The organism is Streptomyces sp. NPDC096310 (assembly GCF_044763125.1).
Lineage (GTDB): Bacteria > Actinomycetota > Actinomycetes > Streptomycetales > Streptomycetaceae > Streptomyces.
The window spans coordinates 105,480-129,496 of record NZ_JBIWFO010000001.1 but is presented as its reverse complement, the minus strand read 5'-3'; the positions used below and the strand labels follow the sequence as shown (position 1 = coordinate 129,496).

Genomic DNA, 24,017 nt, shown 5'->3' with positions numbered 1-24,017 from the left:
CCTCTTCATCGGGCAGGAGAGCGTGCGGCTCCACCTCGGCGCCGAGAAAGCCGATGGCCTGATCGCGGCCGACCTCAAGCTCACCGGCGCTCTGACCGCCCTGCTGGCCGCCCTGCCCTCACTCGTCGGTGAGGAGGAACGCCGGATGGCGGACGCCTCGGACCCCCACCGTGTCCACACGGTCGACCTGACCGACTGGTGAGGACCGGCCGCGAACCCGCGCACCTGGATGTCCCACCGCACGCACAAGCCCCGCCGGGGCCTCCGGCGGGGCTTCTGTCACTGCGGCCGTTCGGGGGCCGCGGGCGCGGGGACGCGGGCCTTGGCCGTTACGCGCCCTGCACGGCACCGGACGCGGAAATGGTGATCTTCGCCGAGGTCGAGCCGGTGCGGGAGCCCAGGGACTCGATCTTCCTGACCAGGTCCTGGCCCTCGACGACCTCGCCGAAGACGACGTGCTTGCCGTCCAGCCAGGACGTCACCACGGTGGTGATGAAGAACTGCGAGCCGTTGGAGTTCGGGCCCGCGTTCGCCATGGAGAGCAGGAACGGGCGGTCGTGCTTGAGCTTGAAGTTCTCGTCGTCGAACTTGGCCCCGTAGATGCTCTTACCGCCGGTGCCGTTGCCGGCGGTGAAGTCGCCGCCCTGGAGCATGAAGTCCGGGATGACCCGGTGGAAGCCGGACCCGGCGTAGCCGAAGCCCTGCTCGCCGGTGGCCAGCTCGCGGAAGTTCTGCGCGGTCTTGGGGACGACGTCGTCGAAGAGGCGGAAGGTGATCCGGCCGGCCGGCTTGTCGTTGATCGTGATGTCGAAGAACACGTTGTCGGTAGTCATGGGAGACATTCTGTCAGGAGGGTTCGCGCGCGGCCCGACGGGCTCCGACCAGGTACGGAGCCGGCATACCCGCGATCGGTCGCCCGAACGGGGGCAGTTTCAGCGCGCCCCCCGTTCGGGCGGGGCGGTTTCAGCGTGCCGCCGGCGCCACGGGGTCGCGCAGGCTCTCCGCCGCCTCGGAGACCCGCCGGAGCAGATCGAAGAAGACGGCCTGCTCGGCGGGTGAGAGGGGGCCGAGGAAGACCTGGTTCATCCGGGCCGCGCGGAGCGCCAGCTTGCGGTGGGCCCGCTCGCCGTCGTCGGTGGGGCGCAGCATGAAGCGGCGGCCGTCCTGGGGGTCGCGCACCTTGTCGACCAGGCCGCGGCGGCTCAGCCGGGTGACCACCTCGGCGATGGTGGAGCGGTCCAGGCCGACCCGTTCACCGGCGGTGCGCTGGTCGAGGCCCGGTTCGGCGACGAGGGCGTTGAGCACGGCGAACTGCGGCGAGGTGGTCTCCTCGGAGACCATCGTGTTCCACAGCAGGTAGTGCGCCTGCTGGAGACGGCGGGCGAGATGCCCGGGGTGCGTGGTCAGATCCACCGCGGCCATGTGTGCTCCTCGGGCTGCGCGACACCGGGCGTCTTCCCCGGCGAGATTTCGTCTGAGCACTGAACGATACGCGCCCCGATGGCGCTCCGCTTCCGCTCTTGACGGATGTGGTGAGGGGTGGCAGCTTGGGTCAAATCTTGAGGAGATAGTCAGTGCCCTGAGTATCTGATGCGTTGAGCGACTGACTCGCCGGACACCAGGTGCGGGCGCCGGACGAGAGGGGCTTCACGCATGGACAAGGTGGTCGCCGGCGCCGCGCAGGCCGTGGCCGACCTCGGGGACGGGGTGTCGCTCGCCGTGGGCGGCTTCGGTCTGAGCGGGGTGCCGAACGAGCTGATCAAGGCGGTGTACGCGCGCGGTGTCCGCGATCTCGCCGTGGTCTCCAACAACTGCGGCGCGCTGGACTCGGGGCTGGCCGTGCTGCTGGCCGCGGGCCGTATCGCGCGGGTGACCGGTTCGTACATCGGGGCGAACCAGGAGTTCGCCCGGCAGTATCTGGCCGGTGAGATCGAGGTCGAGATGATCCCGCAGGGCACCCTCGCCGAGCGGCTGCGGGCCGGCGGCTACGGCATCCCCGCCTTCTACACCCCGGCCGGTGTCGGCACCCAGGTCGCGGAGGGCGGGCTGCCCTGGCGGTACGACGGCCGGGGCGGCGTCGCGCTGGTGTCCCCGGCCAAGGAGGTGCGCGAGTTCGACGGCACGGAGTACGTGCTGGAGCGCTCCATCCGGACCGACTTCGCGCTGGTCCGCGCCGCGAAGGGCGACCGGCACGGAAATCTGGTCTTCGGCAAGTCCAGCCGCAATTTCAACCCGCCGGCCGCCATGGCGGGCCGGGTGACGATCGCCGAGGTGGAGGAACTGGTCGAGCCCGGCGCCATTCCGCCGGACGAGGTGCACCTTCCGGGGATCTTCGTGCAGCGTGTCGTGGCGCTCACCCCGGAGCAGGCCGCCGGCAAGGGGATCGAGAAGAGGACGGTGCGTCGCTGATGGCCTGGTCGAGGCAGGAGACGGCCGCGCGGGCCGCGCGCGAACTCCCGGACGGCGGTTACGTCAATCTCGGCATCGGTCTGCCGACGCTGATCCCCAACCATCTCCCGGACGGCGTGGAAGTGGTCCTGGAGTCGGAGAACGGCATCCTCGGTGTCGGCCCGTACCCCACGGAGGACGCCGTCGATCCGGATCTGATCAACGCGGGCAAGGAGACCGTCACCGTCCTGCCCGGTGCCTCGTACTTCGACTCCGCGCTCTCCTTCGGCATGATCCGCGGCGGCCACATCGATGTCGCCGTGCTGGGCGCGATGCAGGTCTCCGCCCGGGGCGACCTCGCCAACTGGGCCGTCCCCGGCAAGCTGATCACCGGTATCGGCGGGGCGATGGACCTGGTCCACGGCGCGCGCACGGTCATCGTCGTGATGACGCACACCGCCAAGGACGGCGGCCCGAAGATCCTGGAGGAGTGCTCCCTGCCGCTGACCGGCCGGGGATGCGTCAACCGGATCATCACCGACCTGGGGGTGCTCGACGTCACCGACGACGGGCTGGTGCTGGTGGAGTGCGCGCCCGGGGTCACCGCCGCCGAGATCGTCCGGAAGACCGCCGCCGAGGTCCGTACCGCCGACCCTGTTCAGCCGCGTCCCCGTACCCACGGAGCCGTCCTGTGACCACCACTCCCCTGCCCGAGGGGCTGAGCCAGCGCGAGATCGACGCCGAGGTCGCGAAGGCGCGGGCGTCGTCCGCGGCCGGGCACCATCCGCCGCGCGACTACCCGCCGTACCGCAGCAGCCGTCTGCGCCATCCGAAACAGCCGCTGATCCCCCTACTGGACCCGGAGGCCGTGGAGCTGACGGGGCCGGCGTTCGGCGTCACCGACGTCACCGCGCTCGACCACGATCTGACGCGGCAGCATCCGGGCGAGCCGCTCGGCGAGCGGATCACCGTCTCGGGCCGGGTGCTCGACCGGGCGGGGCGTCCGGTACGCGGTCAGCTCGTGGAGCTGTGGCAGGCCAACGCCTCCGGCCGGTACGCGCACCAGCTCGACCGGCATCCGGCGCCGCTGGACCCCCATTTCACCGGGTTCGGACGGTGTCTGACGGATGATCAGGGCGGCTACCGGTTCACCACGGTCAAGCCCGGCGCCTACCCGTGGCGCAACCACGTCAACGCCTGGCGCCCCGCGCATCTCCACTTCTCGCTCTTCGGTGCGGCGTTCAGCCAGCGTCTGGTCACCCAGATGTACTTCCCGGGCGACCCGGTCTTCCCGTACGACCCGGTCCTCCAGTCGGTGACCGACGCGTCGGCGCGGGCCCGGCTGGTGGCGGCGTACGACCATGAGCTGTCCGTCCCTGAATGGTCCCTCGGCTACCGCTGGGACATCGTCCTGGACGGGCCGTCCGCCACGCTCTTCGAGGAAGGCGGCGACCACTGATGTCCGCGTCCACCGCCCCGTCCGGGTCCGGATCCGGGTCCTTCGGGCCGACGCCGTCCCAGACGGTCGGGCCGTTCTACGGGTACGCCCTGCCCTTCGAGGGCGGCGGCGACATCGCCCCGGCCGGCCACCCCGACACCCTCACCCTGCACGGACACGTGTACGACGGCGCGGGCCGCCCCGTCCCCGACGCGCTCGTCGAGACCTGGCAGCCCGCACCCGGCGGCTCGCGCGCCGGGAAGCCGGGATCGTTGCGCCACGACCCCGTCACCGGCCGGGTCGTCGGACGCAACGGGGTCGACTTCACCGGCTTCGGGCGTGTCCCGACCGACGCCGACGGGCACTGGGCGGTCCGTACGCTGCCGCCGGGCGGTGTCCCCTACATCAGCGTGGCGGTCTTCGCCCGTGGTCTGCTCCACCACCTCTACACCCGCGCCTATCTGGAGGACACCGGCGACGCGCTGCTGGCCTCGCTGAACGCCGGGCGGCGCGCCACGCTGATCGCCGCTCCCGAGTCCGGCACGCCGCGCGCGTACCGTTTCGACATCCGCCTTCAGGGCGAAGGGGAAACGGTCTTTCTGGAGTTCCGGTGAGCCTGTACGACACACCCGGCACCGATGCGCCGGGCACCGACACACCCGGCACCGACGCCTCCGGCCCGCTCGACGCCGGGCTGCTCGCGCCCGGCCGGGCCGGCTGCCGCGCCGAGGCCGCCACCGGGGACGCCGCGTTCCTCCGCGCGATGCTGGATACGGAGGCCGCGCTGACCCGCGCGCAGGCGGCGCTGGGCCTGGCCCCGGCGGAGGCGGCGCGGGCGGTCGGCGCGGCGTGCGCCACGGCGCGCCTCGACGCCCGGGATCTCGCACTGCGCGCCCGCGACGGGGGCAATCCGGTGATACCGCTGGTGGCCGCGCTCACCGCCGCGCTGCCGGCCGCGTTCGCGCCGTATGTCCACCGGGGCGCGACCAGCCAGGACATCCTGGACACCGCGGCGATGCTGGTGGCCGTACGGACGCTGGAGCCGGTCCTGGGGGATCTGGCCCGTACGGAACGGGCGCTGGCGCGGCTGGCGTCCGAGCACCGCGACACGGTGATGCCGGGCCGTACGCTGACCCAGCACGCGGTCCCGACGACCTTCGGGCTGAAGGCGGCGGGCTGGCGGAGCCTGGTGCTGGACGCCCGCGACCGGCTGCGCGCGGTCCGCGCCACGCTCCCCGCCCAACTGGGCGGAGCGGCAGGCACGTTGGCGGCCTTCGAGGCGTACGGCCACGAGGCGGACGGCGGGGCGGGCGGCGGGCGGTCCCGGGACGAGGCGGCGGCCGCGCTGCGGCTGCCCGCCGTCTTCGCCGCCGAACTCGGCCTGGTGGAACCGGTGTTGCCCTGGCACACCCTGCGTACACCCGTCGCGGATCTCGCCGCCGCCCTCGCCTTCACGGTGGGCGCGCTCGGCAAGCCGGCCGCCGATGTCCTCACGCTCTCCCGCACCGAGATCGGTGAGCTGTCCGAGGGCGCGGGCGGCGGCTCCTCCGCCATGCCGCACAAGGCGAACCCCGTACGGGCCACGCTGATCGCCGCCGCCGCCCGGCGCGCGCCCGCCCTCGCGGCGACGCTCCTCGGCTCGATGGCCGCCGAGGACGAACGGCCCGCGGGCGCCTGGCATGCCGAGTGGGAGCCGCTGCGCGATCTGCTCCGGCTGGCCGGCGGCGCGGCACGGGGCGCGGCCGAACTCGCCGAGGGGATACGGGTCCACGCCGGGACGATGCGTGAACACCTGTATCTCACGGACGGGTTGATCGTCTCGGAGCGGCTGTCGGCCGCGCTCGCCCCGCTCGTCGGCCGGGCCCGCGCGAAGGCGCTGCTCACCGAGGCGGCGCGGCGTACCCGTACCGGTTCCACGACGCTCGCCGCCGTCCTCGCCACGGTGCTCGCCGACGAGCCCGGCCTCGCGGGGCTGGATCTCGACGGACTCACCGATCCCACCCGGTACACCGGCTGCGCCGGATCCCTCACCGACCGTGCCCTGGAGCGACGTTGACCCCCTCGGACAGGAACGAGACTCCCGCGGCCACCGCCGCGGGACTGCACCACCGTGCCGAGGGACCCGCCTCCGCGCCCCCGCTGCTGCTGGGCCCCTCGCTCGGCACCTCCCTGGCGCTCTGGGACGGCGTCGCACCCGAACTCGCCGTCTCCCACCGGGTCGTCCGGTGGGACCTGCCGGGCCACGGCGGTTCCGACGCCGCTCTGATCGGCCCCGGGGCGACGGTCGCCGATCTCGCGGACCTGGTGCTGGCACTCGCCGACTCGCTCTCCCTGGACCGTTTCGCGTATGCCGGGGTCTCCCTCGGCGGCGCCGTCGGACTGCATCTCGCCACGCACGTCCCGGAGCGGGTGACCAGCCTGGCGGTGATCTGCTCCTCCGCTCACTTCGGCGCCCGGGGGCCGTGGGAGGAGCGCGCCGCCCTCGCGCGCCGGGAGGGTATGGCCGGGATCGCGCGGGCGTCGCCGAGCCGCTGGTTCACCCCGGGGTTCACCGTGGCGGCGCTGGTCGACGACGTACGCGACGCCGACCCCGCCGGGTACGCGGCGTGCTGCGAGGCACTGGGCGCGTACGACATCCGCGACCTGCTCCCCACCATCACCGCGCCGACCCTGGTCATCGCGGGGCTGGAGGACCCGGCGGCCCCGCCCGCGCACTCCCGCGAGATCGCGGCCGGGGTTCCCGGCGCCGCGCTCGTCGAGCTGCCGGGCGCCGCGCATCTGGCGCCCGCCGAACGCCCGGAGGCCGTGACGGCCGCGCTGCGGGCCCACCTCGACGGCGCGCAGCCGTACGGAGCGGGCTGACGCCGGACGAGATCGGCGCGGTGCTGCTCCCATCGGCGGTCTACCGCGGTGCCCCCGCCGCGGGAATGTTGCGTATGAAGCCACTTCAGCGGCTGTTCGTTTCGTGGGGCGGGGTACCGGGACTGCCCGCCTCGGGGCTGTTGGGCAGCAGATGGGTCAGGGCGATGAAACTGTTGGTGCGGGTGACGAACGGTTCGGCCCTGATCCGCTCCAGCACGGCCTCGAAGTGGTCGATGTCGGCCGCCCTGATGTGCAGCAGCGCGTCCGCCCCGCCGGTCACGGTCACCGCGGCCACCACCTCGGGGTAGGTGCGCGCGACCTCGGCGAGGCGCCGGGGCGGCCCGGCGGCGTCGCAGAACACCTCGACGTACGCCTCCGTGCGCCAGCCGAGGGCCGCCGGCCGCACGATCGTGGTGAAGCCGGTGATCACCTCGGCCTCGCGCAGCCGGTCGACCCGGCGTTTCACCGCGGGGGCCGAGAGCCCGATCGACAGGCCGATCTCCGTGAAACTGGTGCGCGCGTTCCGGACGAGCGCCGCGAGGATCTGCCGGTCGAGGTCGTCCAGCGCCGGCTGCTGATAGGTCACCGAAGTCTCCGTCTCCATGTTTCCCTGACAGTACGGAAGCCCAAGCGCAGTAGAGGTGGACTCCCCATGGCCTATGTCTCCCCGCCCTGGCGCGGCACAGAGCGGCGATTCGATGTGAATCTGTCCATCCTCTTCACCGAACTGCCCCTGCTGGAACGCCCGGTCGCGGCCGGGTTCGCGGCCGGGTTCGCCGCCGCCACGGGATGCTCGGCGCTCAACACGCTGTACGGGAACCGGGTCGGCCGACTGCGCACGGCCGGTTACGGCGGCTGGATCGGCACCCAAGGGTTGGCCAAAGCCTCTCCCCTCACCTCGCTCCTGGTGGACGATGGAACACTGAGCGCAATCGAACGGAGGGGGTCGTGATGGGTGGGAGTGTTCCGGTGCGCTGTCCGTCCTGCGGCAGTGGGCACACCTTCACGGCGTCGGTCTACCCCTGCGCGTGCGGGGCCCCGGTGGCCCCGCCGCTCGCCGCGGGCGTGGCGGCGGAGCCCGTCAACCACCGCACGTGGGACGACGAATGGGTGACGGTCCGCTGCGACGAATGCGGGAGCACGTGCGCGCAGCCCCGGCCCGAACTGGGCTGCCCGTGCGGCACGGTGCTGCGGATTCCGGTACGGAGCGGGATCCCCGAGCGGCCCGCCCATATCCCGCTGCCCAGGACCGCCGCCTCGCCCCGCCCGGCCTTCCGCCCGCTGACGATCCGTACGTCCCACGACGCGGTGACCGCGGCCGGGCTCTATCTGCGCTGGCTGGGTTTCAAGAGCGTCGTCCAGGCGGACGAGCGGCCCGAGTCCGGTATCGATCTGCGCGGCCCCGATGTGATCGCCCAGGTCGACCCGACCATGAGCCCGGCGTCCGTGCGCTCCGTGGAATGCCTCTGGCTCAACGGCCTCAACGCGTCGGCGGTGAGCGTCTACTTCTCTCTTGCGGGGTACGCGGACGATGCCCGCGCCCGCGCCGACGACCTCGGGCTGCCACTCTTCGTCATGGACCTCACGGGCTCCCCGAAACCGGTGAACGGACCGGCCGACGAACTGGTCTCCGCCGGGGCGTGACCACGGGAATTCCGCGCGCCGCTCCGGCCGGGCCCGGTCATACTCGCTCCATGTCCCACCGCCCCACGCCCGTACGCCCGATACGCGTCCGCCCCGCCGCCCCGGCCGACCTGCCCGTCCTCCAGGACATCGAGGCGGCGGCGGGCGAGCCGTTCCGCGCGCTGGGCATGGCGGCGGTCGCCGACGACGCGCCGCCGCCCCTCGCCGTGCTGGAGCGCTACCGGAGCGCCGGCCGCGCCTGGGTGGCCGAGACCGTGCGCGGGGCGCCGCCCGTCGCCTATCTGCTGCACGACCCGGTCGACGGCGCCGCCCATGTCGAGCAGGTGTCGGTGCACCCGGACGCGGCCCGCCTCGGTATCGGCCGGGCGCTGATCGACCAGTTGGCCGGGCGGGCCGCCGGCGACGGGCTCACCGCCCTCACCCTCACGACCTTCGCCGACGTGCCGTGGAACGCCCCGTACTACACGCGCCTCGGCTTCCGCGTCCTCGCCGAGAACGAACTCACCGACGGGCTGCGGGAGATCCGCCGCGCGGAGACCGCGCACGGACTCGACCGCTGGCCCCGGGTCTGTATGCGCCGGGCGCTCCCGAGCCCGCTGCGGCGGCGCTGAGCGAGGCCCGGGGGTCGGCGCCGAGCGGGCCCCGCGAGCTCACGCCGAGAAGCGCTCCCGCAGCTCGTTCTTCCTGACCTTCCCGCTGACCGTCATCGGGAAGCCGTCCACGATCTCCACCTGGCGCGGGATCTTGTAGTGCGCGAGCCGTTCCCGGCAGTACGCCACGATCTCGTCCTGCGATGGCGGGTCCGCCGGGTCGCGCGGGATCACACAGGCCACGATCTCCTCCCCGTACTTCTCGTCGGGGACCCCGATCACCTGTATGTCGGCGACCTTGGGGTGGCCGTACAGGAACTCCTCGATCTCGCGCGGATAGACGTTCTCGCCGCCCCTGATGATCAGGTCCTTGATCCGGCCGACGATCTGCGCGTAACCGTCCTCCCTGATCACCGCGAGATCCCCGGTGTGCATCCAGCGCCCCGCGTCGATCACCTCGGCGGTGCGCTCGGGCTCGTCCCAGTAGCCGAGCATCACGCTGTACCCGCGTGTGCACAGCTCGCCCGGCTCGCCGCGCGGGAGGGTCACCCCGGTCGCCGGGTCGATCACCTTGACCTCGATGTGCGGCAGCGCCCGCCCGACCGTGCCCGTACGGTGCTCCAGGTCGTCCTCGCGCCGGGTCTGGAGGGAGACCGGCGAGGTCTCCGTCATGCCGTAACAGATGGACACCTCCCGCATGTTCATCTCGGCGACGACCCGCTTCATCACCTCGACCGGGCAGGGCGAGCCCGCCATGATCCCGGTGCGCAGGGAGGACAGGTCGTACGCGGCGAAGCCGGGCAGGTCCAGTTCGGCGAGGAACATCGTCGGCACGCCGTAGAGCGAGGTGCACCGCTCCCGCTGGACCGCGTCGAGGGTCGCGGCAGGGTCGAACGACGGCGCGGGGACGACGACGCACGCGCCGTGCGAGAGGGCGCCGAGATTGCCCATCACCATGCCGAAGCAGTGGTAGAACGGCACGGGCAGACAGACCCGGTCCCGCTCGGTGTAGCCGACCGTCTCCCCCACGAAATAGCCGTTGTTGAGGATGTTGTGGTGGGAGAGCGTGGCCCCCTTGGGAAAGCCGGTGGTGCCCGAGGTGTACTGGATGTTGATCGGGTCGTCGCAGGAGAGTCCGGCCTCCCGCTCCGCCAACTGATCCCCCGTCACTTCACTTGCCAGTTCCAGCAGTTGGTCCCAGCTCGGATCACCGATGTAGTGCACGGAGCGCAGTTCGGGGCAGCGTCCGCGCACCTGGTCGACCAGGGCGCGGTAGTCGCTGCCCCGGTGGGCGAGGGACGCGAACAGCACCGAGATCCCGGACTGGCCGAGGACGAACTCCGTCTCGTGCGCGCGGTTCGCCGGGTTGATGTTCACCATGATCGCGCCGATCCGCGCGGTCGCGTACTGCACGAGCACCCACTCGGGGCAGTTGACGGCCCAGATCCCGACCCGGTCGCCCTTGGCCACCCCGTGCCCGAGCAGCGCCCGCGCCAGCGTGCCGACCGCCGCGCCGAGCTCGCGGTAGGTCCAGCGCCGCCCCGACACCATGTCGACCAGCGCCTCCCGGTCGGGGAAGGCCGCGACGATCCGGTCCAGGTGGGCGCCGATGGTCTCGTGCAGCAGCTCCGTCGTCCCCGTACCGTGTGTGTACGACCGTGCCGTCGGCTCCGTCATCGCAGCTCCCCCTCGTCGTACTCGGCGTCGGAGCCCGCGGCCGTCCGCTCGCGCAGCTCGATACGGCGGATCTTCCCCGACACGGTCCTGGGCAGCTCGGCGAACTCCAGCTTGCGGATCCGCTGGTACGGCGCGAGCAGCGCGCGCGAGTGGGCGAAGAGCGCCTTGGCCGTGTCCGGGCCCGGCTCCCATCCCTCGGCGAGGACCACGTACGCCTTGGGCACGGCCAGCCGCAGCGGGTCGGGCGCGGGGACGACGGCCGCCTCGGCGACCGCCTCGTGCTCCAGCAGCGCGCTCTCCAGCTCGAACGGGGAGATCTTGTAGTCGGACGCCTTGAAGACGTCGTCCGCGCGGCCGACGTAGGTGATGTAGCCGTCGGCGTCGCGCGCCCCGATGTCCCCGGTCCGGTAGTAGCCGCCCGCCATCGCCTCCGCCGTACGGTCAGGCTCGCCGTGGTAGCCGGTCATCAGCCCGACCGGGTGGGCGGCGAGGTCGAGACAGATCTCGCCCTCGTCGACGCCCGGTTCGCCGGTGACCGGGTCCAGCAGCTCGACCTTGAAGCCGGGGGTGGGCCGGCCCATGGAGCCCGCCTTGAGGAGCTGGCCGGGCGAGTTGGCGACCTGGACGGCCGTCTCCGTCTGGCCGAAGCCGTCCCTGACCGTCACCCCCCACTCGCGGCGTACGGTCTCGATCACCTCGGGGTTGAGCGGTTCGCCCGCCGCGACCGCCTCGCGCGGCGGGGTGCGCAGCAGCGAGAGATCGGCCTGGATCAGCATCCGCCAGACGGTGGGCGGGGCGCAGAAGCTGGTGACGCCCGCCCCGTCCATCTCCGCCATCAGCCGGGCCGGGTCGAAGCGGGTGTAGTTGTGGAGGAAGACGGTGGCCTCGGCGTTCCACGGCGCGAAGAGATTCGACCAGGCGTGCTTGGCCCATCCCGGCGAGGCGATGTTGAGATGGACGTCGCCCGGCCGCAGCCCGATCCAGTACATCGTCGCGAGATGGCCGACCGGGTACGAGACATGGGTGTGCTCGACGAGCTTGGGGCGGGCGGTCGTCCCGGAGGTGAAGTAGAGCATCAGCGGGTCGTCCGCGTGGGTGATCCCGTCGGGCTCGAAGACGGCCGGCCGGTCGCGGGCGTCCTCGTAGGCGTGCCAGCCCTCGGGGGCGCCGCCCACGGCGATCCGGGTGAAGCGGCCGGGGATGTCCGCGAACTTTCCGGTGTCCTCGGCGCGGACGATCACATGGGCGGCCCGGCCGCGTTCGACACGGTCCCGCAGGTCGGCGGTGCCGAGGAGAGGGGTGGCGGGGATGACGACGGCCCGCAGCTTCATCGCGGCGAGGGCGGTCTCCCACAGCTCGGCCTGGTTGCCGAGCATGACGACGATCCGGTCCTCGGCCCGCACGCCGCGCTCGCGCAGCCAGTTGGCCGTCCGGTTGGAGCGGGCCGCCATCTGCGCGTAGGTGACACGGGTGCGGCTGCCGTCCTCCTCGACGATATGCAGGGCGAGCCGGTCGTTGCCCCGCCCGTCGGGGCCCTCGGCGACCCGGTCGAACCAGTCGAGCGCCCAGTTGAAGCGTTCGGGGCGCGGCCAGCTGAACCCCTCGTACGCCGTCCTGTAGTCCTCGCGATGGGCGAGGAGGAAGTCCCTGGCGGCCCGGAACCGCTCGGTCGCGGCGCCACCGGCCGTACCGGTGCCCGGACCGCCCCGACTGGCCGGTGTCCTTGCCGTCATGTGTCCTCCTCATTGCGGGACCGTTCACTAACATCGTGTAATCAGTGACGCAGGTCTCACCACCCCCGGACGGGGGTGGTGGCCACGCGGGCGGAAGGAAGAGGCATGGCCGAAGAGGGCGGGGCCGAGGTGGCCGAGGCGGTGGAGATGCGGGCCGCGCTGGGGCGGCTGCGCAGGACGACCGGGCTGCCCGTCGCCTTCGGCGGGCTCCTGCCCGAGTCGGGTCGGCTGCGGATCGCCGAGCTGAACGGCACGGCGACCGGCGCGCTGCGGGCCCTGGCGATCTCCTCGGGCAACGGTCTGGGCGGCAGGTCCATGGTCCTGTCGCGGCCCTGCGCGGTGACGGACTACGCGGTCGCCCGCCACATCAGCCACGAGTACGACGCGGCGGTGGCGGCGGAGGGCCTGCGCTCGGTGCTGGCGGTGCCCGTGGTCGTACGGCGCAAGGTGCGCGGTGTCCTGTACGGCGCCCTGCGCAGCGCCCTGCCGATCGGTGAGCGCACCTTCGACGCGGCGGTGGCCGCCGCGCGCGACGTGGAACAGGCACTGGTGGTACGGGACGAGGTGCGGCGGCTGCTCTCGGCGACCCGGGAGCTGCCGGCGGGCCCGGACGCCTGGGAGGAGGTCCGCGCGGCCCACAGCGAACTGCGGGCCCTGGCGCCGCGGATAGTCGACACGGAGCTGCGCGAGGAACTGCTCACCGTCTGCGGGCGCCTCGCGGGCGCGGCCGGCCCTGCGGACGCCCGGCGCGGCCGGCCGCCGCTGATGGCGCTGGCGCCGCGCGAGACGGACGTACTGGCCTGTGTCGCGGCGGGCTCGACCAACGCGAAGGCGGCCGAACTGCTGGGACTGCGCCCGGAGACGGTGAAGGGCTATCTGCGCTCGGCGATGCGCAAACTGGGCGCGCACACCCGGCTGGAAGCGGTGGTGGCGGCGCGCCGGGCGGGGCTGCTGCCGTAGCGGCTGCCGGCGGCACAGGGCATCGTGGGCCGCTGGGGGGCTTGTCGGCACGTCTACAGCGCGGTCCCGAGCGACCGCGGCTTCGTCGGGCCCGGGTCCGAGGAGGACGCTGCGTGGACCTGGTGGCGGTAGTCGCGGGGCGAGAGGCCGTATGCGGCGGTGAAGGCGCGGGTGAAGACCGCGTGGTGGGTGAAGCCCCAGCGGGCGGCGATGCGGTGGACGGGGGCCGTGTAATGGGCGCGGTCGGCCAGGTCGCGGCGGGCGTGTTCCAGGCGCTGGTGGCGAATCCAGGCCGAGACGGTTCGGTCCTGGTTCCGGAAGAGGGCGTGCAGGTAGCTGGTCGAGATGTGGTGCGCGGCGGCGATCGCGCCGGGGGTGAGACCCGGGTCGTGCAGATGGTGCTGGATGAATGTCCGGATGCGCAGCGGCAGGGTCCGGTGGCGGGTCTCGGGCGGCAGGTCGTCGTCCGCGTCGAGGTGATGGGCCAGGGTGGCGGTGAACAGATCGATCAGGACCGTCTCCAGCCGCTGTTCATCGGCGGGCTTGTACGCGGCGCTGTCCTCGGCCAGGCGGGCCAGGAATCCGCCGAGCAGCGCGCCCACCCCTTCCTGGGCCCGCATCCGCCGGGTCAGCAGTCGGCCGACCGTGTGCACGGGCAGCGGCACGAGTGACTTGGGCACTTCGAGCCCCACACCGCGCAGGGGTCCGTCGAACACCCGGCATTCATAGGGTTGCGAGGTGTCGACGACATACATCTCGTCGGCGCCGTGCACGGCCTCGCGCCCGGCCTGTGAGACGGCCATCGAGCCATTCATCGGCAGGGAGAGGTGGTAGTTCTCCGGATCGGACTGCCGGATCAGCCGGGGAGTCCGCCGGCAGCGCATCGACTGCTGCATGGCTCCCGGCCAGATCGAGAGTGCGCCGAGCTGGAGGAGCCGCGTCTCCGCGCGGAACGTGGAGTCGTCGTCACTGCTCATGTCCATGGGGCACAGCAGCCGGGTCATGCACTCACGCCAGTATCCGAATCGTTCCGCCGCGGGCACGCCCTCGGTCCGGAACACCGTCTCGATCATCGTCTTCTCCTCGCTGCGTTCGGCCCTGCCCGGTCAGCTCCAGGGCAGCGCGTGCGGCATCGGCGAGCACCGTGGCCCCTGGCCGCGACGGGCCGCGACCTGGGTGCGAGCCGGCCGCGACCTGGCCCCGCGGTGCGCTCCTCTGCCGCTGTTCGGTGGTCACGACGTCTTGGACGGAACGACTCCCACACGTTGTGACATGGGCGGTGAAGTCCGGCCGCCGGCAGGACCTTCTTGCGCCGATACGCGGAAGCCCCGTCGGACCAGCGGGGGGTTTCGGTCGTCGCGGGGTGCCCTTTCGCAACTGGCTGATCATGGCCACCGATGCGGCTTGCGAGAGCGCCTCGGCCTGTAGTTGATGGCAGGCCGTCAACATGGGCAGTACGGAAGCACTTTCACGGTCCGGATGTCCCTGGGCCTGGGACTCCGCGTAGCAGACCACGGATCGATCCGGCAGCGTCAGAAGGTTGACCGGCAGGTCGAAGGTGCGGCGCTCGCCTATCTCGAACGGTGCCACCTGGAGCAGTGTGTTCGGCAGCTCGGCGAACGCGATCAGACGCGCCAACTGGGCGTCCATGACCGCAGGCCCGCCGATGGGCCGACGGTTGCAGCTCTCGTCTCTCCGGGCGCGTCCGTCCTCGCGGGGAGTCACCCTCCCGACGTCCCGGCCGAACTCCGGCGCCGGTGCGTCGGCTTCGGGGCGCAGAAGACGGCGCGGGATGGGCTCGTCGCCGGATCGGGGGTCGTCCTGACGGCAGTTGATGACAGCGGGGTCCACACGTTCAGGGTGGTTTCCGTGCCGCGCCCACTCCCGCGCCCACCCCTCCCCGTCTGCCGCGCCCCGGCGCTGAGGTAGGCGGGATCTCTCCGCCGTACGGGAATGACTGCACCCTGCATTGACATGGCCACGAGCCCTCCCTATGGTCCAGGCCAAGCCCGTCCGTATTGAGGAACTGTGTTCAAATTCGTGACTTGAGAGGTCATCGGATGACACGAACCAGAACCGCACTGCTCAGCGTTCTCGCCCTGCTGGCCGGGGTACTGAGCCTCCAGTTCACCGCTCCGGCCCCGCGCGCGACGGCCGCACCCGCCGCCTTCACCCACCCCGGTGTGCTGGTGAGCCGGGCACAGCTCGACTTCGCCCGGTCCAAGGCCCAGGCCGGCCAGCAACCCTGGAAGGGCGCCTACGACGGCATGTTGGCCAGTTCCTACGCCTCACTGTCGCGTACCGCCAAGCCGCGGGCCGTCGTCGAGTGCGGCTCGTCCTCCAACCCCAACTACGGTTGCACCGACGAGCGTCAGGATGCCATCGCGGCCTACACCGACGCGCTCGCCTGGTACTTCACCGGCGACAGCCGGTATGCCAAGAAGTCGATCGAGATCATGGACGCGTGGTCGGCGACCATCACGGATCACACCAACAGCAACGCCCCGTTGCAGAGCGGCTGGTCGGGCTCGACCTGGCCGCGCGCCGCCGAGATCATCAAGTACACCTACGACGGCGGCTGGCCCAACGCCAACCGCTTCAGGAACATGCTGCGCGATGTGTACCTGCCCGAGGTGATCAACGGCGCCGCGACCAAGAACGGCAACTGGGAACTGGTCATGACCGAGGCCGCGATCGGCATCTCGGTCTTCATCGAGGACCGCACCAGCTACGACAAGGCGGTCAGCACCTTCCTCGCCCGGGTCCCGGCGTACATATACGTGACCGGTGACGGCGACCTGCCCGCCCCGCCCGCGGGCAGCAGCATCGACACCCGCGCGGAGATCATCACGTACTGGCAGGACCAGAGCACCTTCACCGACGGCCTCGCCCAGGAGACCTGCCGCGACTTCGGTCACACGGGCTGGGGCATCGCCTCCGTGGCGGACATCGCGGAGACCAGTCGTATCCAGGGCCAGGACCTCTACCCCAGGATCCAGGAGCGGTTGCGCCACGCACTGGGCTTCCACACCTCCTACGAGAACGGCACCGCCGTGCCGTCCTGGCTGTGCGGCGGCTCCGTCAGCACCGGGCTCGGCCGGGTCACGGAGGTCGGTTTCAACGCCCTCCACAACCGCCTGGGCATCGCCATGTCCAACACCCAGAAGTACACCGAGGCACACCGGCCGTCCGGCACGGACAACTACTTCAACGCCTGGACGACGCTCACCCACGCCGACAACCCCAACTGATCGTCACGGCAGCCGCCATGAGCAGGGGCCGCTTCGCGCGGGCGCCTGCCCCACGCGCGGCAGGCCGGCAACAGCGGGAGGCGGCCCGGGGGTTTCCCCGGGACGCCTCCCGCCGATCGTCGCTCGTCGCTCGTCGCCCGCGCTATGCGGCCGGACGGCGCGCGGGGCGCGCCAGGGTGTAGCCGCCGATGCCCGCGAGCGCGCCGAGCACGCCCCCGGCGAGGGTCCACAGCCAGCGGTCCGACCACCAGCCGGAGGACCAGCCGCCCTCGGGCTCGACTCCGGACGCGGCGAGCCGCGCGCCCTCGGCGGACGCGCCGCCGCCCGCCTGGGAGACGGTGGTGCGGCCGGGCGTCAGCGGTACGGCCAGCTTGCCGTCGACCGCGTGGGCGCCGCCCTGGTCGGGGGTCTCGGCCTTGATCTCCGCGCGGACCGGCAGGCCGAGGTCCTTCTCGTCGGCGTTCAGAACGGTGAGCCGTACGTAGTAGCTGCCGGGCAGCGGATCGTTGGACCACGGCTCGGCCCAGGCCCGTACGGTACGGAGCACGCAGCGCAGCTCGACCGTGCTCGCGCCGGCCGCGAGCGCCTTCGTCTGAGCGCCGTACACGCACGGCTGGCGGCGGCGCAGCCCGTCGTAGACGTCCACCTGCCAGGTGGCCGAGCCCTTCCGCGCGGCGGCGGACTCGGGGAGCGTGACCTTGGCGGTGACGGTGGCGCGCTGCCCGGTGTCCACGGGGAAGACCCAGTAGAGGTAGTCACCCGAGGAGCCGTCCGCCGTGGCCGTCTGGCCCGGCCGGAAGGCGGTGGCCGTACGGAACGACGTACCGGCCTCGGTCGGCGCCTGCGCGCCGTCGGAATCGCCGGTGGCGTCGGAGTCCCCGGCGGAGGGCGAGGGGGACTCGTCGGCGACGGCGGCGCCCGCCGTACCGAGGAGCAGCGCCCCCGCGAGCAGAACCCCGGTGGCCAGGGAACGGGAGGCCCTGGTGCGTGCGAACAGACCGGTGATACGCATCAGTTGCTCCTCCAGACGATACGCAGGCGCGAGATCCAGCCCCACAGCAGTCCGGCGAGCAGACCGGTGAGCGCCAGTACGGCGAGGAGCCACCAGCCGCGGCCGAGGCCGAACGCGGCGATGTCGGAGGCCGTGTCGGGCGCGTCGACGAGGTCGACGGTCAGCTCGACGGGCAGGCCCGGGGTGGTCTTGACGGAGGCGGGCGCGGAGAACGCGTTGCTGACCTGGAGGCAGACGGTCTCGGCGGCCGGCTTCTCGTCGCCTTCCAGTTCCTCGTCGGAGTCGGACTCCGGCTTCGGGTAGCGCAGCCCGGCCGAGATCACGTCCGTACGTCCGTCGCCCGCTTCCGAGCCGCGGACGATCTCCCGGCCGTGGACGGTCACGGCGCGCAGCAGCACTCCGTAGTCCCGGTCGACGGCGCGGTCGGCGGCGACGCTCACCGAGGCGCGCAGTTCCTGGCCCGGCAGGACGTCCACCCGGTACCAGCGGTGCTCGGAGAACTTCTCGCGGTCGCTGTAGAGCCCGGGCTTGATCGTGGGGGCGTCGGCGCAGCGCGCGGCGCCCTCGGTCGCGACGGGGGTGACGACGGGGTCGGCGGCGCGGTCGACCAACTGCGTGACCCGGCGCGAGAGTTCGTCGGTGTGCTGGACGGAGGTGAAGGTGCCGCCGGTGGCCTCGGCGATGCAGGTGAGCTGCCGGCGGGTCTTGTCGTCGGGGACCAGGCCCAGGGTGTCGATGGTGAGGTGGATGCCCTTGGCGGCGATCTCGCGCGCGACCTCGCAGGGGTCGAGCGGTGCGCAGGTGTCCTCGCCGTCGGTGATCAGGACGATCCTGCGGGTGGCGTCGCCGTCCCCTTCGAGGTCCTGGGCGGCGCCGAGGAGGGCCGGGCCGATGGGCGTCCAGCCGGTGGGGGCGAGGGTGGCGACGGCGGTCTTCGCCTCCGTACGGTCCAGGGGCCCGACGGGGTAGAGCTGCTTGGTGTCCTTACAGCCGACCTTGGTGTCCTTCCCCGGGTAGTCGGCGCCGAGGGTACGGATGCCCAGCTCGACCTCCTGCGGAACGGCGTCGAGCACCTCGTTGAACGCCTGTTTCGCGGCCGCCATCCGGGACTGGCCGTCGATGTCGCGGGTGCGCATCGAGCCGCTGACGTCGAGGACGAGATCGACCTTCGGCGCCGGCTGACCGGTGGGTTCGTCGGCGGCGGCAGCGGCGGGAGGAAAGAGTCCTACGGCCAGGGTGGCCACCAGACCGCACACAGCGGCTGCTGACCGTCTACTTATGATCATCGCCGGATGATAGTGATAACGCACCCGGTGGGACAAACGGAAACTGACAGACCGTCAGCACTCCGTACGGGAGGTGACGAGGCGGTGTCCCTGGCGGTACGAGGGATACACCTCAGGGTGATTTCGTGCATGGGAGCGCTCCCAGTGGTTGGATGACTGAAGCCCGTGCCCTGCGCACCGATCAGGCCGGGTTCAGGCTGACTGGAGGTCGCACGATGGTGACGAAGGCACGCACGGGCCAGCCCACTCTGGAGGAGGTCGCCGCGCTCGCGGGCGTCGGCCGGGGCACGGTCTCCCGCGTCATCAACAACTCGCCGCGAGTGAAGGACACCACCCGGCATCTGGTCGAACAGGCGATCGCCCAGCTCGGCTACATACCCAACCGCGCCGCCCGCGCGCTCGCCGGAAGCCGTACGGACGCGGTCGCGCTGGTCATACCGGAGACCGAGAAGCGGTTCTTCGCCGAGCCGTACTTCTCCGACATCGTGCACGGTGTGGGCGACGGGCTCGCCGACACCGATCTCCAGCTCCTGCTCACCCTCGTCCGCACCGAGAGCGAGCGGCAGCGCTTCCTCCAGTACGCGCGGGCCCGCCGGATCGACGGCGTCCTGCTGGTCTCCGTGCACGGCAGCGACCCGCTGCCCGATCTGCTCGCGGAGATGGAGATGCCGACGGTCCTGAGCGGCCGGCGCTCCGGGGAGGAGTCCGTGTCGTACGTCGACTCGGACAACGTGGGCGGCGCCCGCGCCGCCGTGCGCCACCTCTGGGAGTCCGGGCGGCGCACGATCGCCACGATCACCGGGCCGCTGGACATGTACGTGGCGCAGTGCCGGCTCCGGGGGTACGAGGAGGCCGTACGGGACACGGCGGACGGCGGCCCGGGCCCCGGCCCCGCATGGATCGCGCACGGCGACTTCACGGAGGAGAGCGGACGCCGCGCGATGTCCGAGCTGCTGACCCGCAACCCGGACATCGACGCGGTGTTCGCGGCCTCCGACGTGATGGCGGTGGGCGCCCTGCACGCACTGCGGGCGGCGGGCCGCAGGGTGCCCGAGGACGTGGCCGTGGTGGGGTTCGACGACTCCCCCATCGCCCGCCACACCGATCCCCCGCTGACGTCCGTGCGGCAGCCGGTGGAGGAGATGGGCCGCACGATGGCCCGGGTGCTGCTGGAGACGATCAACGACTCCTCGGCGGCCTGGCAGCACGTGGTGCTCCGTACGGAACTGGTCCGGCGCACCTCGGGGTGACGCGGCCCGGCGCGGCGCCCCGGAGCGCCGCGCCGCGCCCTGGCCGAGAACACCACCGTCCGACCGCCGACTCCTTCACCGGCCTTGACAACGGACGACGCCTCGACAAGGCTCATGGGAGCGCTCCCACACCGGAGGAGGCGGTTCCCTACATCGCCGCCCCGCTCGGACTGCCGTAACCCGGCGCGGGGGCGCGACCCTGCCCACCAGGCGGGCCCAGGCGCCGTTCCGTTCCGCATCCGTGGGGGACGCGGAACGGAACGGCGCCCGACGGGCCGACGGGAGCCATGCCGGGAGGGCGCCCCTCGGTGCGCCCACGGCGATGTCAGGCGCCTATGCCTTTCCGACCGCTCGCGAAACCGACGAACGTGCCCCATCCTCGGCCTGCGACGCGCAGGACCGGCCCGTTGACGTTCTTCGAGTCACGGACAAGTACCGCACTGAGGCCAACCGCGACCTCCACACACTCGCCGCCGCTGGTGCCGCTGTAGCTGCTCTTGATCCAGGCCGGGTCGGAAGGACGGTCCGGGAACTGGTTGTTGCTCATAGCTCTCCCATGACTCGCTCGATGAGACGTGCCGACTCTCCAATGTTGAGGGCCTGCGACCGGAGCATTCCATAGCGCAGTTGGAATTCACTGACCTGGCTTGCCTCGGAGATCACCACACCGGTGTCCTGCGCTTCGATGTACGCGACATTGCGGTGCTGCACAGTCTCCACGAGCACCATGGATCCGTTGAGGCCGGCATGCGCGCCGAAGGATGTCGGCATGATCTGAACTTGGATATTGCGCGCTTCGGCGCGCTCCAGAAGCTGCTTGAGCTGCCGCTTCATAACCTCCGCGCCACCCACCGGCCTCCGAAGGACGACCTCCTCGATCAGGAAGACCGACACGAGAGGCGGCTTCTCGCGCTTCAGCAGCGCCTGGCGGTCGAGCCTGGCCGCCAGGCGCTCGTCGATGGTTTCGACATCCAGCGGCGGGAAGTGGGCCGTCAGCAGTTCGCGCGCGTACTCCTCGGTCTGGAGCAGCCCAGGCATGACGTATCCGCCGTACCAGAAGAGGCTGATGGCCTCCAGCTCGATCAACGCGAAGTTCTGGAAGAACGCGGGCAGTCGCGCCAGATCGACCTCATCCTGCAACACGGTCAGCGCGCCACCGGTGTTCAACTCCTCATCGGCAGCATCGGTGAACGCCGGCTTCGCAGGCCGCCGCCCCTGCTCGATCGAGGCCACCTGCTCGTACGAGTACCCGACCGCGTCTGCGAGTTCCTGCTGTGTCAACCCCGCCCGCTCGCGGAAGAGCTTGACCAACTTGCCGTAGCCGACCCAGATGCCAGGCCGGTCGTCGGTCTGCGACCGTTGCTTCTTCTGACGGCTGCCGTTGCTCCTCATGCGCCCTCACACCCCAACGTATCGATGTGCGAATGGTGTTCACGTACACAACGTGGGACACCAGACCGGGTCACGTCCCGCGACCCGTACAACGGCCCACCTGACCCGTACAGCGAACACGCTCGGGAACCCCGCCCACAGAGGGCTCCGCCCTCGATAAGCGGGGAGCGTCCACCAGCAAGCTGACGGACCCTCATTCGGACATCCACCGCGCCGGGGCGCATGGTTAACCGATGTTCAGCCAGGGTGACCACTGGGTGCGGTTGTGGTCGTCTCCTTCCGCGCCATCGCGTCGGAGGACACGGAACCTGACCTTGCTGTCCTCCCGCATGTCGTAGTTGCAGTAGCCAACCGCCCCGTTGCCCCCGGACTGGTGGCACTCACCCGTGCGGCCGTAGTCGGTCTCCCAGTCGGCGACGACCCGCATGCCATCAGCGCGGAAGTCGGAGACCTTGAACTTGTCCCCGTACGACACGAAGCACGACTCGCCCGACTCGTCTCCGGTGTAGTCGTAGACAAGCTGACACCAGTCGCCGGCGGCGGTCGCCGACACCGCGCTGTTGTCGGCCGTGCTGACCCCGACACTGTCGGCCGCCTGAGCGGAACCTGTTGTTACGACAATGCTGGCGACACTGATGGCAGCCGCTGCTGCCAGTCGAATCCGCAAGTCTTAGACCGTGTCCTATGTGGTGAGCTTGAGGAGTCGTTTGTAGCAGCAGAGGGCAGCGGCGAGGACGAGGAAGGCCAGGTAGTTGCGGGGGTAACGTTCGTAGCGGTGGTTGAGCCGACGGTAGCCAGTCAGCCAGGACATCGTCCTCTCGATCACCCACCTGCGACGTCCCAGTCGTTCGCTGGACTCGATTCCTTTCCGGGCGATGCGCACGCCGATTCGCTTACCCTTCAGCCATCTGCGCAGGTCAGGGATGTCGTACGCCTTGTCCGCGTGAAGTTTGCCGGGCCTGTAGTTCCAGCCGTTTTCCGGGTCGTGTCTCGTTTGGAGACCGGCCACGATCGGCTTCAGGCCCTGACCGTCGTGAGTGTTGGCGGCGGAGACGCCGACGACCAGGGGCAGTCCGGCCGCGTCGGACAGGACGTGCATCTTGGAACCGGGCTTACCCCGGTCCACGGGGCTCGGGCCTGTGAGTTCGCCCCTTTTTTAGCCCTGATGTGCGCCGAGTCGAGGACCACACGGGAGAGATCGAGCAGTCCGCACTCGTCGATCCGGTCGATGACCGCCTCGTGCAGCCGCTCCCACACACCGGCCCTCGACCAGATCACGAACCGGCGGTGGGCCGTCGACTTCGAGATCCCGAAACACGGCGGCAGAGCCCGCCACGCGCACCCGCTCACCAGCACGTAGACGATCGCCGCGAACAGCGTCTCATCAGGCGTGTCCTGCGTACCGCCCCCTTGCGGACGCACCTTCGACGCAGGGATCAGCGGCTCCGCGATCTCCCACAGCCCGTCCGGAACAATCCAACTCCACATACCCCGCCCCATGACCAGACCAACGAGCGATCACCACATAGGACACGGTCTAAGAGGGCGTTAACGAGTTGGTGCGTGATAGCGGGTGGGGCGTGTTTGGCCTGGTCGTGGCCTATTTTCAGCTGGCGATGGTGCGGTCGGATACGAGGCCGGCGATGGCTCGATAGGTGTCGGGCAGGCGGTCGCGGCGGTGGGTCCAGCGCATCAGTTGCTTCCAGCGTTTGTGATCGGCAAGGGCATGCTCGACGGTGATGCGGTCGGATGAGTGCCAGTGGCGGTCGCGTTCCCACTGTTCGACTCTGCCGGGCAGTGCTCCCGGCCGCGGTTTTCTGGGCGGTGTGATCGCTTGCCCGCGGTGGTCGCGGCTCAGGCCGAGGTAGCCGTCGTCCAGGAGAACCTCGACGCCGGGGAAGTGCTGGAAGCAGACGGCGATGCCTTCGTTGCGGGCGGCCGTGGCGTCGTGCATACGTCCAGGTCGAAGGGTGTCGGTCCATAACGTGCGGCCCCGCCGGTCGGCGATGACGGTGGCCTTCATCGTGTTCTGTTTCTTCTTCCCGGAGACGAACGCGCGCCGGCCGCCGCGGTTGGCCGGCGGTCGGCGGACCTGGATCTCGGTGGCGTCCAGCCGCAACTCGACGCCTTCGGCCTGGGCGTAGGCGAACACGTCGGTCAGAGTCCGCAGTCGCAGGCCGGGACGCTCGGGGACCGCGCGCCCCCGCTCGGCCAGGAGCGCGCGTATCTCCGCGATCGCGCGGGTAACGGTGGAGCGGTCGACGCCGAACAGCAGCCCCAGCACCGAGTGCGGCAGGTCGTGGCGCAGATGGATCAGCGTGGCCACCAGCCGGTCGACGAAGACCAGCTGGTGGCGGGCGCCGGCACCAGCGGCTCGCTTCCTGGCCCCGCCTCGCGCCGCATGGCGGCGGCCCTCAAGGCCGGCCTGCCACGGCACCGCCAACTCCTCAACCAGACACGCGAGATGACGCCGAGAAATCCCCGTGAACTGCCGATGCGCCAGCACCGCCCGATTGATCATGATCGCCACAACC

Annotated in this window: 25 protein-coding genes and 2 pseudogenes; 13 read left to right on the top strand and 14 right to left on the bottom strand. The window is 71.3% G+C overall.

The genetic code is table 11. The features are described from left to right. Nucleotides 1-22 precede the first annotated feature (22 nt). On the top strand, nt 23-202 hold the full coding sequence (locus tag ACIQ7D_RS00565; protein WP_403931758.1) for a hypothetical protein: 180 nt from the start codon (nt 23-25) through the stop codon (nt 200-202). 127 nt (nt 203-329) lie between these two features. Here the strand turns inward: ACIQ7D_RS00565 and ACIQ7D_RS00560 are convergent, their stop codons facing one another. After that, nucleotides 330-833 carry a peptidylprolyl isomerase gene (locus ACIQ7D_RS00560; protein WP_403931756.1) on the bottom strand — a complete coding sequence of 168 codons (504 nt, stop codon included), beginning with the start codon at nt 831-833 and terminating at the stop codon, nt 330-332. A 130-nt stretch (nt 834-963) separates the two neighbouring features. Beyond that, the gene (locus tag ACIQ7D_RS00555) at nt 964-1,422 is read right to left on the bottom strand and encodes a MarR family winged helix-turn-helix transcriptional regulator (protein WP_403931753.1); all 459 of its coding nucleotides are present in this window, start codon (nt 1,420-1,422) and stop codon (nt 964-966) included. 231 nt (nt 1,423-1,653) lie between these two features. On the opposite strand from ACIQ7D_RS00555, the gene ACIQ7D_RS00550 reads away from it, so the two are divergent. From ACIQ7D_RS00550 to pcaD, 6 genes and pseudogenes are all read left to right on the top strand, one after another. Next, nucleotides 1,654-2,409, top strand: a complete 756-nt coding sequence (locus ACIQ7D_RS00550) for a CoA transferase subunit A (protein ID WP_403931750.1) — start codon at nt 1,654-1,656, stop codon at nt 2,407-2,409. Beyond that, entirely contained in the window at nt 2,409-3,083 is a 675-nt protein-coding gene (locus ACIQ7D_RS00545; RefSeq protein ID WP_403931747.1) for a CoA transferase subunit B, read from the top strand. Before ACIQ7D_RS00550 ends, ACIQ7D_RS00545 begins: the two co-directional genes overlap by 1 nt. Beyond that, complete coding sequence (pcaH, locus tag ACIQ7D_RS00540; protein WP_403931743.1) at nt 3,080-3,847, top strand: protocatechuate 3,4-dioxygenase subunit beta; 768 nt, start codon at nt 3,080-3,082, stop codon at nt 3,845-3,847. Before ACIQ7D_RS00545 ends, pcaH begins: the two co-directional genes overlap by 4 nt. Then, entirely contained in the window at nt 3,847-4,440 is a 594-nt protein-coding gene (gene pcaG, locus ACIQ7D_RS00535; RefSeq protein WP_403931741.1) for a protocatechuate 3,4-dioxygenase subunit alpha, read from the top strand. The genes pcaH and pcaG overlap by 1 nt, the downstream gene beginning before the upstream one ends. 80 nt (nt 4,441-4,520) lie before the next feature. Continuing rightward, complete coding sequence (pcaB, locus tag ACIQ7D_RS00530) at nt 4,521-5,882, top strand: 3-carboxy-cis,cis-muconate cycloisomerase (protein WP_403933729.1); 1,362 nt, start codon at nt 4,521-4,523, stop codon at nt 5,880-5,882. 44 nt (nt 5,883-5,926) lie between these two features. Further along, nucleotides 5,927-6,679, top strand: a pseudogene (gene pcaD / locus ACIQ7D_RS00525) (3-oxoadipate enol-lactonase); the annotation flags it as partial. A 94-nt stretch (nt 6,680-6,773) separates the two neighbouring features. Here the strand turns inward: pcaD and ACIQ7D_RS00520 are convergent. Beyond that, on the bottom strand, nt 6,774-7,292 hold the full coding sequence (locus ACIQ7D_RS00520; protein WP_403931738.1) for an Lrp/AsnC family transcriptional regulator: 519 nt from the start codon (nt 7,290-7,292) through the stop codon (nt 6,774-6,776). Nucleotides 7,293-7,340: 48 nt separating this feature from the next. Between ACIQ7D_RS00520 and ACIQ7D_RS00515 the strand changes: the two genes are divergently transcribed. The 3 genes from ACIQ7D_RS00515 to ACIQ7D_RS00505 all read left to right on the top strand — a co-directional run bounded on the left by ACIQ7D_RS00515 (nt 7,341) and on the right by ACIQ7D_RS00505 (nt 8,943). Beyond that, nucleotides 7,341-7,640: a hypothetical protein gene (locus ACIQ7D_RS00515; RefSeq protein ID WP_403933827.1), complete on the top strand. Its 300-nt coding sequence runs from the start codon at nt 7,341-7,343 to the stop codon at nt 7,638-7,640. Then, complete coding sequence (locus ACIQ7D_RS00510; protein ID WP_403931735.1) at nt 7,640-8,332, top strand: hypothetical protein; 693 nt, start codon at nt 7,640-7,642, stop codon at nt 8,330-8,332. Before ACIQ7D_RS00515 ends, ACIQ7D_RS00510 begins: the two co-directional genes overlap by 1 nt. An 80-nt stretch (nt 8,333-8,412) precedes the next feature. Then, nucleotides 8,413-8,943: a GNAT family N-acetyltransferase gene (locus ACIQ7D_RS00505; RefSeq protein ID WP_403933727.1), complete on the top strand. Its 531-nt coding sequence runs from the start codon at nt 8,413-8,415 to the stop codon at nt 8,941-8,943. 39 nt (nt 8,944-8,982) lie between these two features. On the opposite strand, the gene ACIQ7D_RS00500 is transcribed toward ACIQ7D_RS00505, so the two are convergent. Then, nucleotides 8,983-10,599: an AMP-binding protein gene (locus ACIQ7D_RS00500; protein WP_403931733.1), complete on the bottom strand. Its 1,617-nt coding sequence runs from the start codon at nt 10,597-10,599 to the stop codon at nt 8,983-8,985. Further along, nucleotides 10,596-12,332, bottom strand: a complete 1,737-nt coding sequence (locus ACIQ7D_RS00495) for an AMP-binding protein (protein WP_403931731.1) — start codon at nt 12,330-12,332, stop codon at nt 10,596-10,598. The genes ACIQ7D_RS00500 and ACIQ7D_RS00495 overlap by 4 nt, the downstream gene beginning before the upstream one ends. 105 nt (nt 12,333-12,437) lie before the next feature. Between ACIQ7D_RS00495 and ACIQ7D_RS00490 the strand changes: the two genes are divergently transcribed. After that, nucleotides 12,438-13,292 (top strand): response regulator transcription factor, encoded by an 855-nt coding sequence (locus tag ACIQ7D_RS00490; protein WP_403931730.1) that lies wholly within the window; start codon nt 12,438-12,440, stop codon nt 13,290-13,292. A gap of 53 nt (nt 13,293-13,345) precedes the next feature. Here ACIQ7D_RS00490 and ACIQ7D_RS00485 read toward each other — a convergent pair whose 3' ends face one another. Next, complete coding sequence (locus ACIQ7D_RS00485) at nt 13,346-14,365, bottom strand: helix-turn-helix domain-containing protein (RefSeq protein ID WP_403931727.1); 1,020 nt, start codon at nt 14,363-14,365, stop codon at nt 13,346-13,348. Between the two features lie 289 nt (nt 14,366-14,654). Continuing rightward, nucleotides 14,655-14,984, bottom strand: a pseudogene (locus ACIQ7D_RS00480) (Scr1 family TA system antitoxin-like transcriptional regulator); the annotation flags it as partial. Between the two features lie 368 nt (nt 14,985-15,352). Between ACIQ7D_RS00480 and ACIQ7D_RS00475 the strand changes: the two are divergent. After that, a complete protein-coding gene (locus ACIQ7D_RS00475; protein WP_403931724.1) occupies nt 15,353-16,543 on the top strand; it encodes an alginate lyase family protein in 1,191 nt (396 codons plus the stop codon). A gap of 142 nt (nt 16,544-16,685) precedes the next feature. Here the strand turns inward: ACIQ7D_RS00475 and ACIQ7D_RS00470 are convergent, their stop codons facing one another. Next, nucleotides 16,686-17,555 (bottom strand): hypothetical protein, encoded by an 870-nt coding sequence (locus ACIQ7D_RS00470; RefSeq protein WP_403931721.1) that lies wholly within the window; start codon nt 17,553-17,555, stop codon nt 16,686-16,688. Continuing rightward, nucleotides 17,555-18,841 (bottom strand): VWA domain-containing protein, encoded by a 1,287-nt coding sequence (locus tag ACIQ7D_RS00465; RefSeq protein WP_403931720.1) that lies wholly within the window; start codon nt 18,839-18,841, stop codon nt 17,555-17,557. Before ACIQ7D_RS00465 ends, ACIQ7D_RS00470 begins: the two co-directional genes overlap by 1 nt. 215 nt (nt 18,842-19,056) lie before the next feature. On the opposite strand from ACIQ7D_RS00465, the gene ACIQ7D_RS00460 reads away from it, so the two are divergent. Further along, entirely contained in the window at nt 19,057-20,091 is a 1,035-nt protein-coding gene (locus tag ACIQ7D_RS00460) for a LacI family DNA-binding transcriptional regulator (RefSeq protein WP_403933725.1), read from the top strand. Between the two features lie 325 nt (nt 20,092-20,416). On the opposite strand, the gene ACIQ7D_RS00455 is transcribed toward ACIQ7D_RS00460, so the two are convergent. The 5 genes from ACIQ7D_RS00455 to ACIQ7D_RS00435 all read right to left on the bottom strand — a co-directional run bounded on the left by ACIQ7D_RS00455 (nt 20,417) and on the right by ACIQ7D_RS00435 (nt 24,004). After that, nucleotides 20,417-20,638, bottom strand: a complete 222-nt coding sequence (locus ACIQ7D_RS00455; protein WP_403931717.1) for a DUF397 domain-containing protein — start codon at nt 20,636-20,638, stop codon at nt 20,417-20,419. After that, nucleotides 20,635-21,483, bottom strand: a complete 849-nt coding sequence (locus ACIQ7D_RS00450) for a Scr1 family TA system antitoxin-like transcriptional regulator (protein ID WP_403931715.1) — start codon at nt 21,481-21,483, stop codon at nt 20,635-20,637. Before ACIQ7D_RS00450 ends, ACIQ7D_RS00455 begins: the two co-directional genes overlap by 4 nt. Nucleotides 21,484-21,709: 226 nt before the next feature. Next, nucleotides 21,710-22,036: a hypothetical protein gene (locus ACIQ7D_RS00445; RefSeq protein WP_403931713.1), complete on the bottom strand. Its 327-nt coding sequence runs from the start codon at nt 22,034-22,036 to the stop codon at nt 21,710-21,712. A 129-nt stretch (nt 22,037-22,165) separates the two neighbouring features. Then, nucleotides 22,166-22,983, bottom strand: a protein-coding gene (locus tag ACIQ7D_RS00440; RefSeq protein ID WP_403931710.1) for an IS5 family transposase whose coding sequence is annotated in 2 segments (ribosomal slippage) — nt 22,166-22,635 and nt 22,635-22,983 — 819 coding nt in all. Because the reading frame shifts where the segments join, the coding sequence is not laid out codon by codon here. A gap of 106 nt (nt 22,984-23,089) precedes the next feature. Next, a complete protein-coding gene (locus tag ACIQ7D_RS00435) occupies nt 23,090-24,004 on the bottom strand; it encodes a transposase family protein (protein WP_403933723.1) in 915 nt (304 codons plus the stop codon). Between the last annotated feature and the right edge of the window lie 13 nt (nt 24,005-24,017).

Excerpts from the sequence above, each read along its gene's own strand:
- ACIQ7D_RS00560 (WP_403931756.1), bottom strand. The coding sequence starts at position 833 with ATGACTACCGACAACGTGTTCTTCGACATCACGATCAACGACAAGCCG.
- ACIQ7D_RS00555 (WP_403931753.1), bottom strand. The coding sequence starts at position 1,422 with ATGGCCGCGGTGGATCTGACCACGCACCCCGGGCATCTCGCCCGCCGT.
- ACIQ7D_RS00550 (WP_403931750.1), top strand. The coding sequence starts at position 1,654 with ATGGACAAGGTGGTCGCCGGCGCCGCGCAGGCCGTGGCCGACCTCGGG.
- ACIQ7D_RS00545 (WP_403931747.1), top strand. The coding sequence starts at position 2,409 with ATGGCCTGGTCGAGGCAGGAGACGGCCGCGCGGGCCGCGCGCGAACTC.
- pcaG (WP_403931741.1), top strand. The coding sequence starts at position 3,847 with ATGTCCGCGTCCACCGCCCCGTCCGGGTCCGGATCCGGGTCCTTCGGG.
- ACIQ7D_RS00520 (WP_403931738.1), bottom strand. The coding sequence starts at position 7,292 with ATGGAGACGGAGACTTCGGTGACCTATCAGCAGCCGGCGCTGGACGAC.
- ACIQ7D_RS00515 (WP_403933827.1), top strand. The coding sequence starts at position 7,341 with ATGGCCTATGTCTCCCCGCCCTGGCGCGGCACAGAGCGGCGATTCGAT.
- ACIQ7D_RS00510 (WP_403931735.1), top strand. The coding sequence starts at position 7,640 with ATGGGTGGGAGTGTTCCGGTGCGCTGTCCGTCCTGCGGCAGTGGGCAC.
- ACIQ7D_RS00500 (WP_403931733.1), bottom strand. The coding sequence starts at position 10,599 with ATGACGGAGCCGACGGCACGGTCGTACACACACGGTACGGGGACGACG.
- ACIQ7D_RS00495 (WP_403931731.1), bottom strand. The coding sequence starts at position 12,332 with ATGACGGCAAGGACACCGGCCAGTCGGGGCGGTCCGGGCACCGGTACG.
- ACIQ7D_RS00490 (WP_403931730.1), top strand. The coding sequence starts at position 12,438 with ATGGCCGAAGAGGGCGGGGCCGAGGTGGCCGAGGCGGTGGAGATGCGG.
- ACIQ7D_RS00485 (WP_403931727.1), bottom strand. The coding sequence starts at position 14,365 with ATGATCGAGACGGTGTTCCGGACCGAGGGCGTGCCCGCGGCGGAACGA.
- ACIQ7D_RS00475 (WP_403931724.1), top strand. The coding sequence starts at position 15,353 with ATGACACGAACCAGAACCGCACTGCTCAGCGTTCTCGCCCTGCTGGCC.
- ACIQ7D_RS00470 (WP_403931721.1), bottom strand. The coding sequence starts at position 17,555 with ATGCGTATCACCGGTCTGTTCGCACGCACCAGGGCCTCCCGTTCCCTG.
- ACIQ7D_RS00465 (WP_403931720.1), bottom strand. The coding sequence starts at position 18,841 with ATGATCATAAGTAGACGGTCAGCAGCCGCTGTGTGCGGTCTGGTGGCC.
- ACIQ7D_RS00460 (WP_403933725.1), top strand. The coding sequence starts at position 19,057 with ATGGTGACGAAGGCACGCACGGGCCAGCCCACTCTGGAGGAGGTCGCC.
- ACIQ7D_RS00455 (WP_403931717.1), bottom strand. The coding sequence starts at position 20,638 with ATGAGCAACAACCAGTTCCCGGACCGTCCTTCCGACCCGGCCTGGATC.
- ACIQ7D_RS00450 (WP_403931715.1), bottom strand. The coding sequence starts at position 21,483 with ATGAGGAGCAACGGCAGCCGTCAGAAGAAGCAACGGTCGCAGACCGAC.
- ACIQ7D_RS00435 (WP_403933723.1), bottom strand. The coding sequence starts at position 24,004 with ATGATCAATCGGGCGGTGCTGGCGCATCGGCAGTTCACGGGGATTTCT.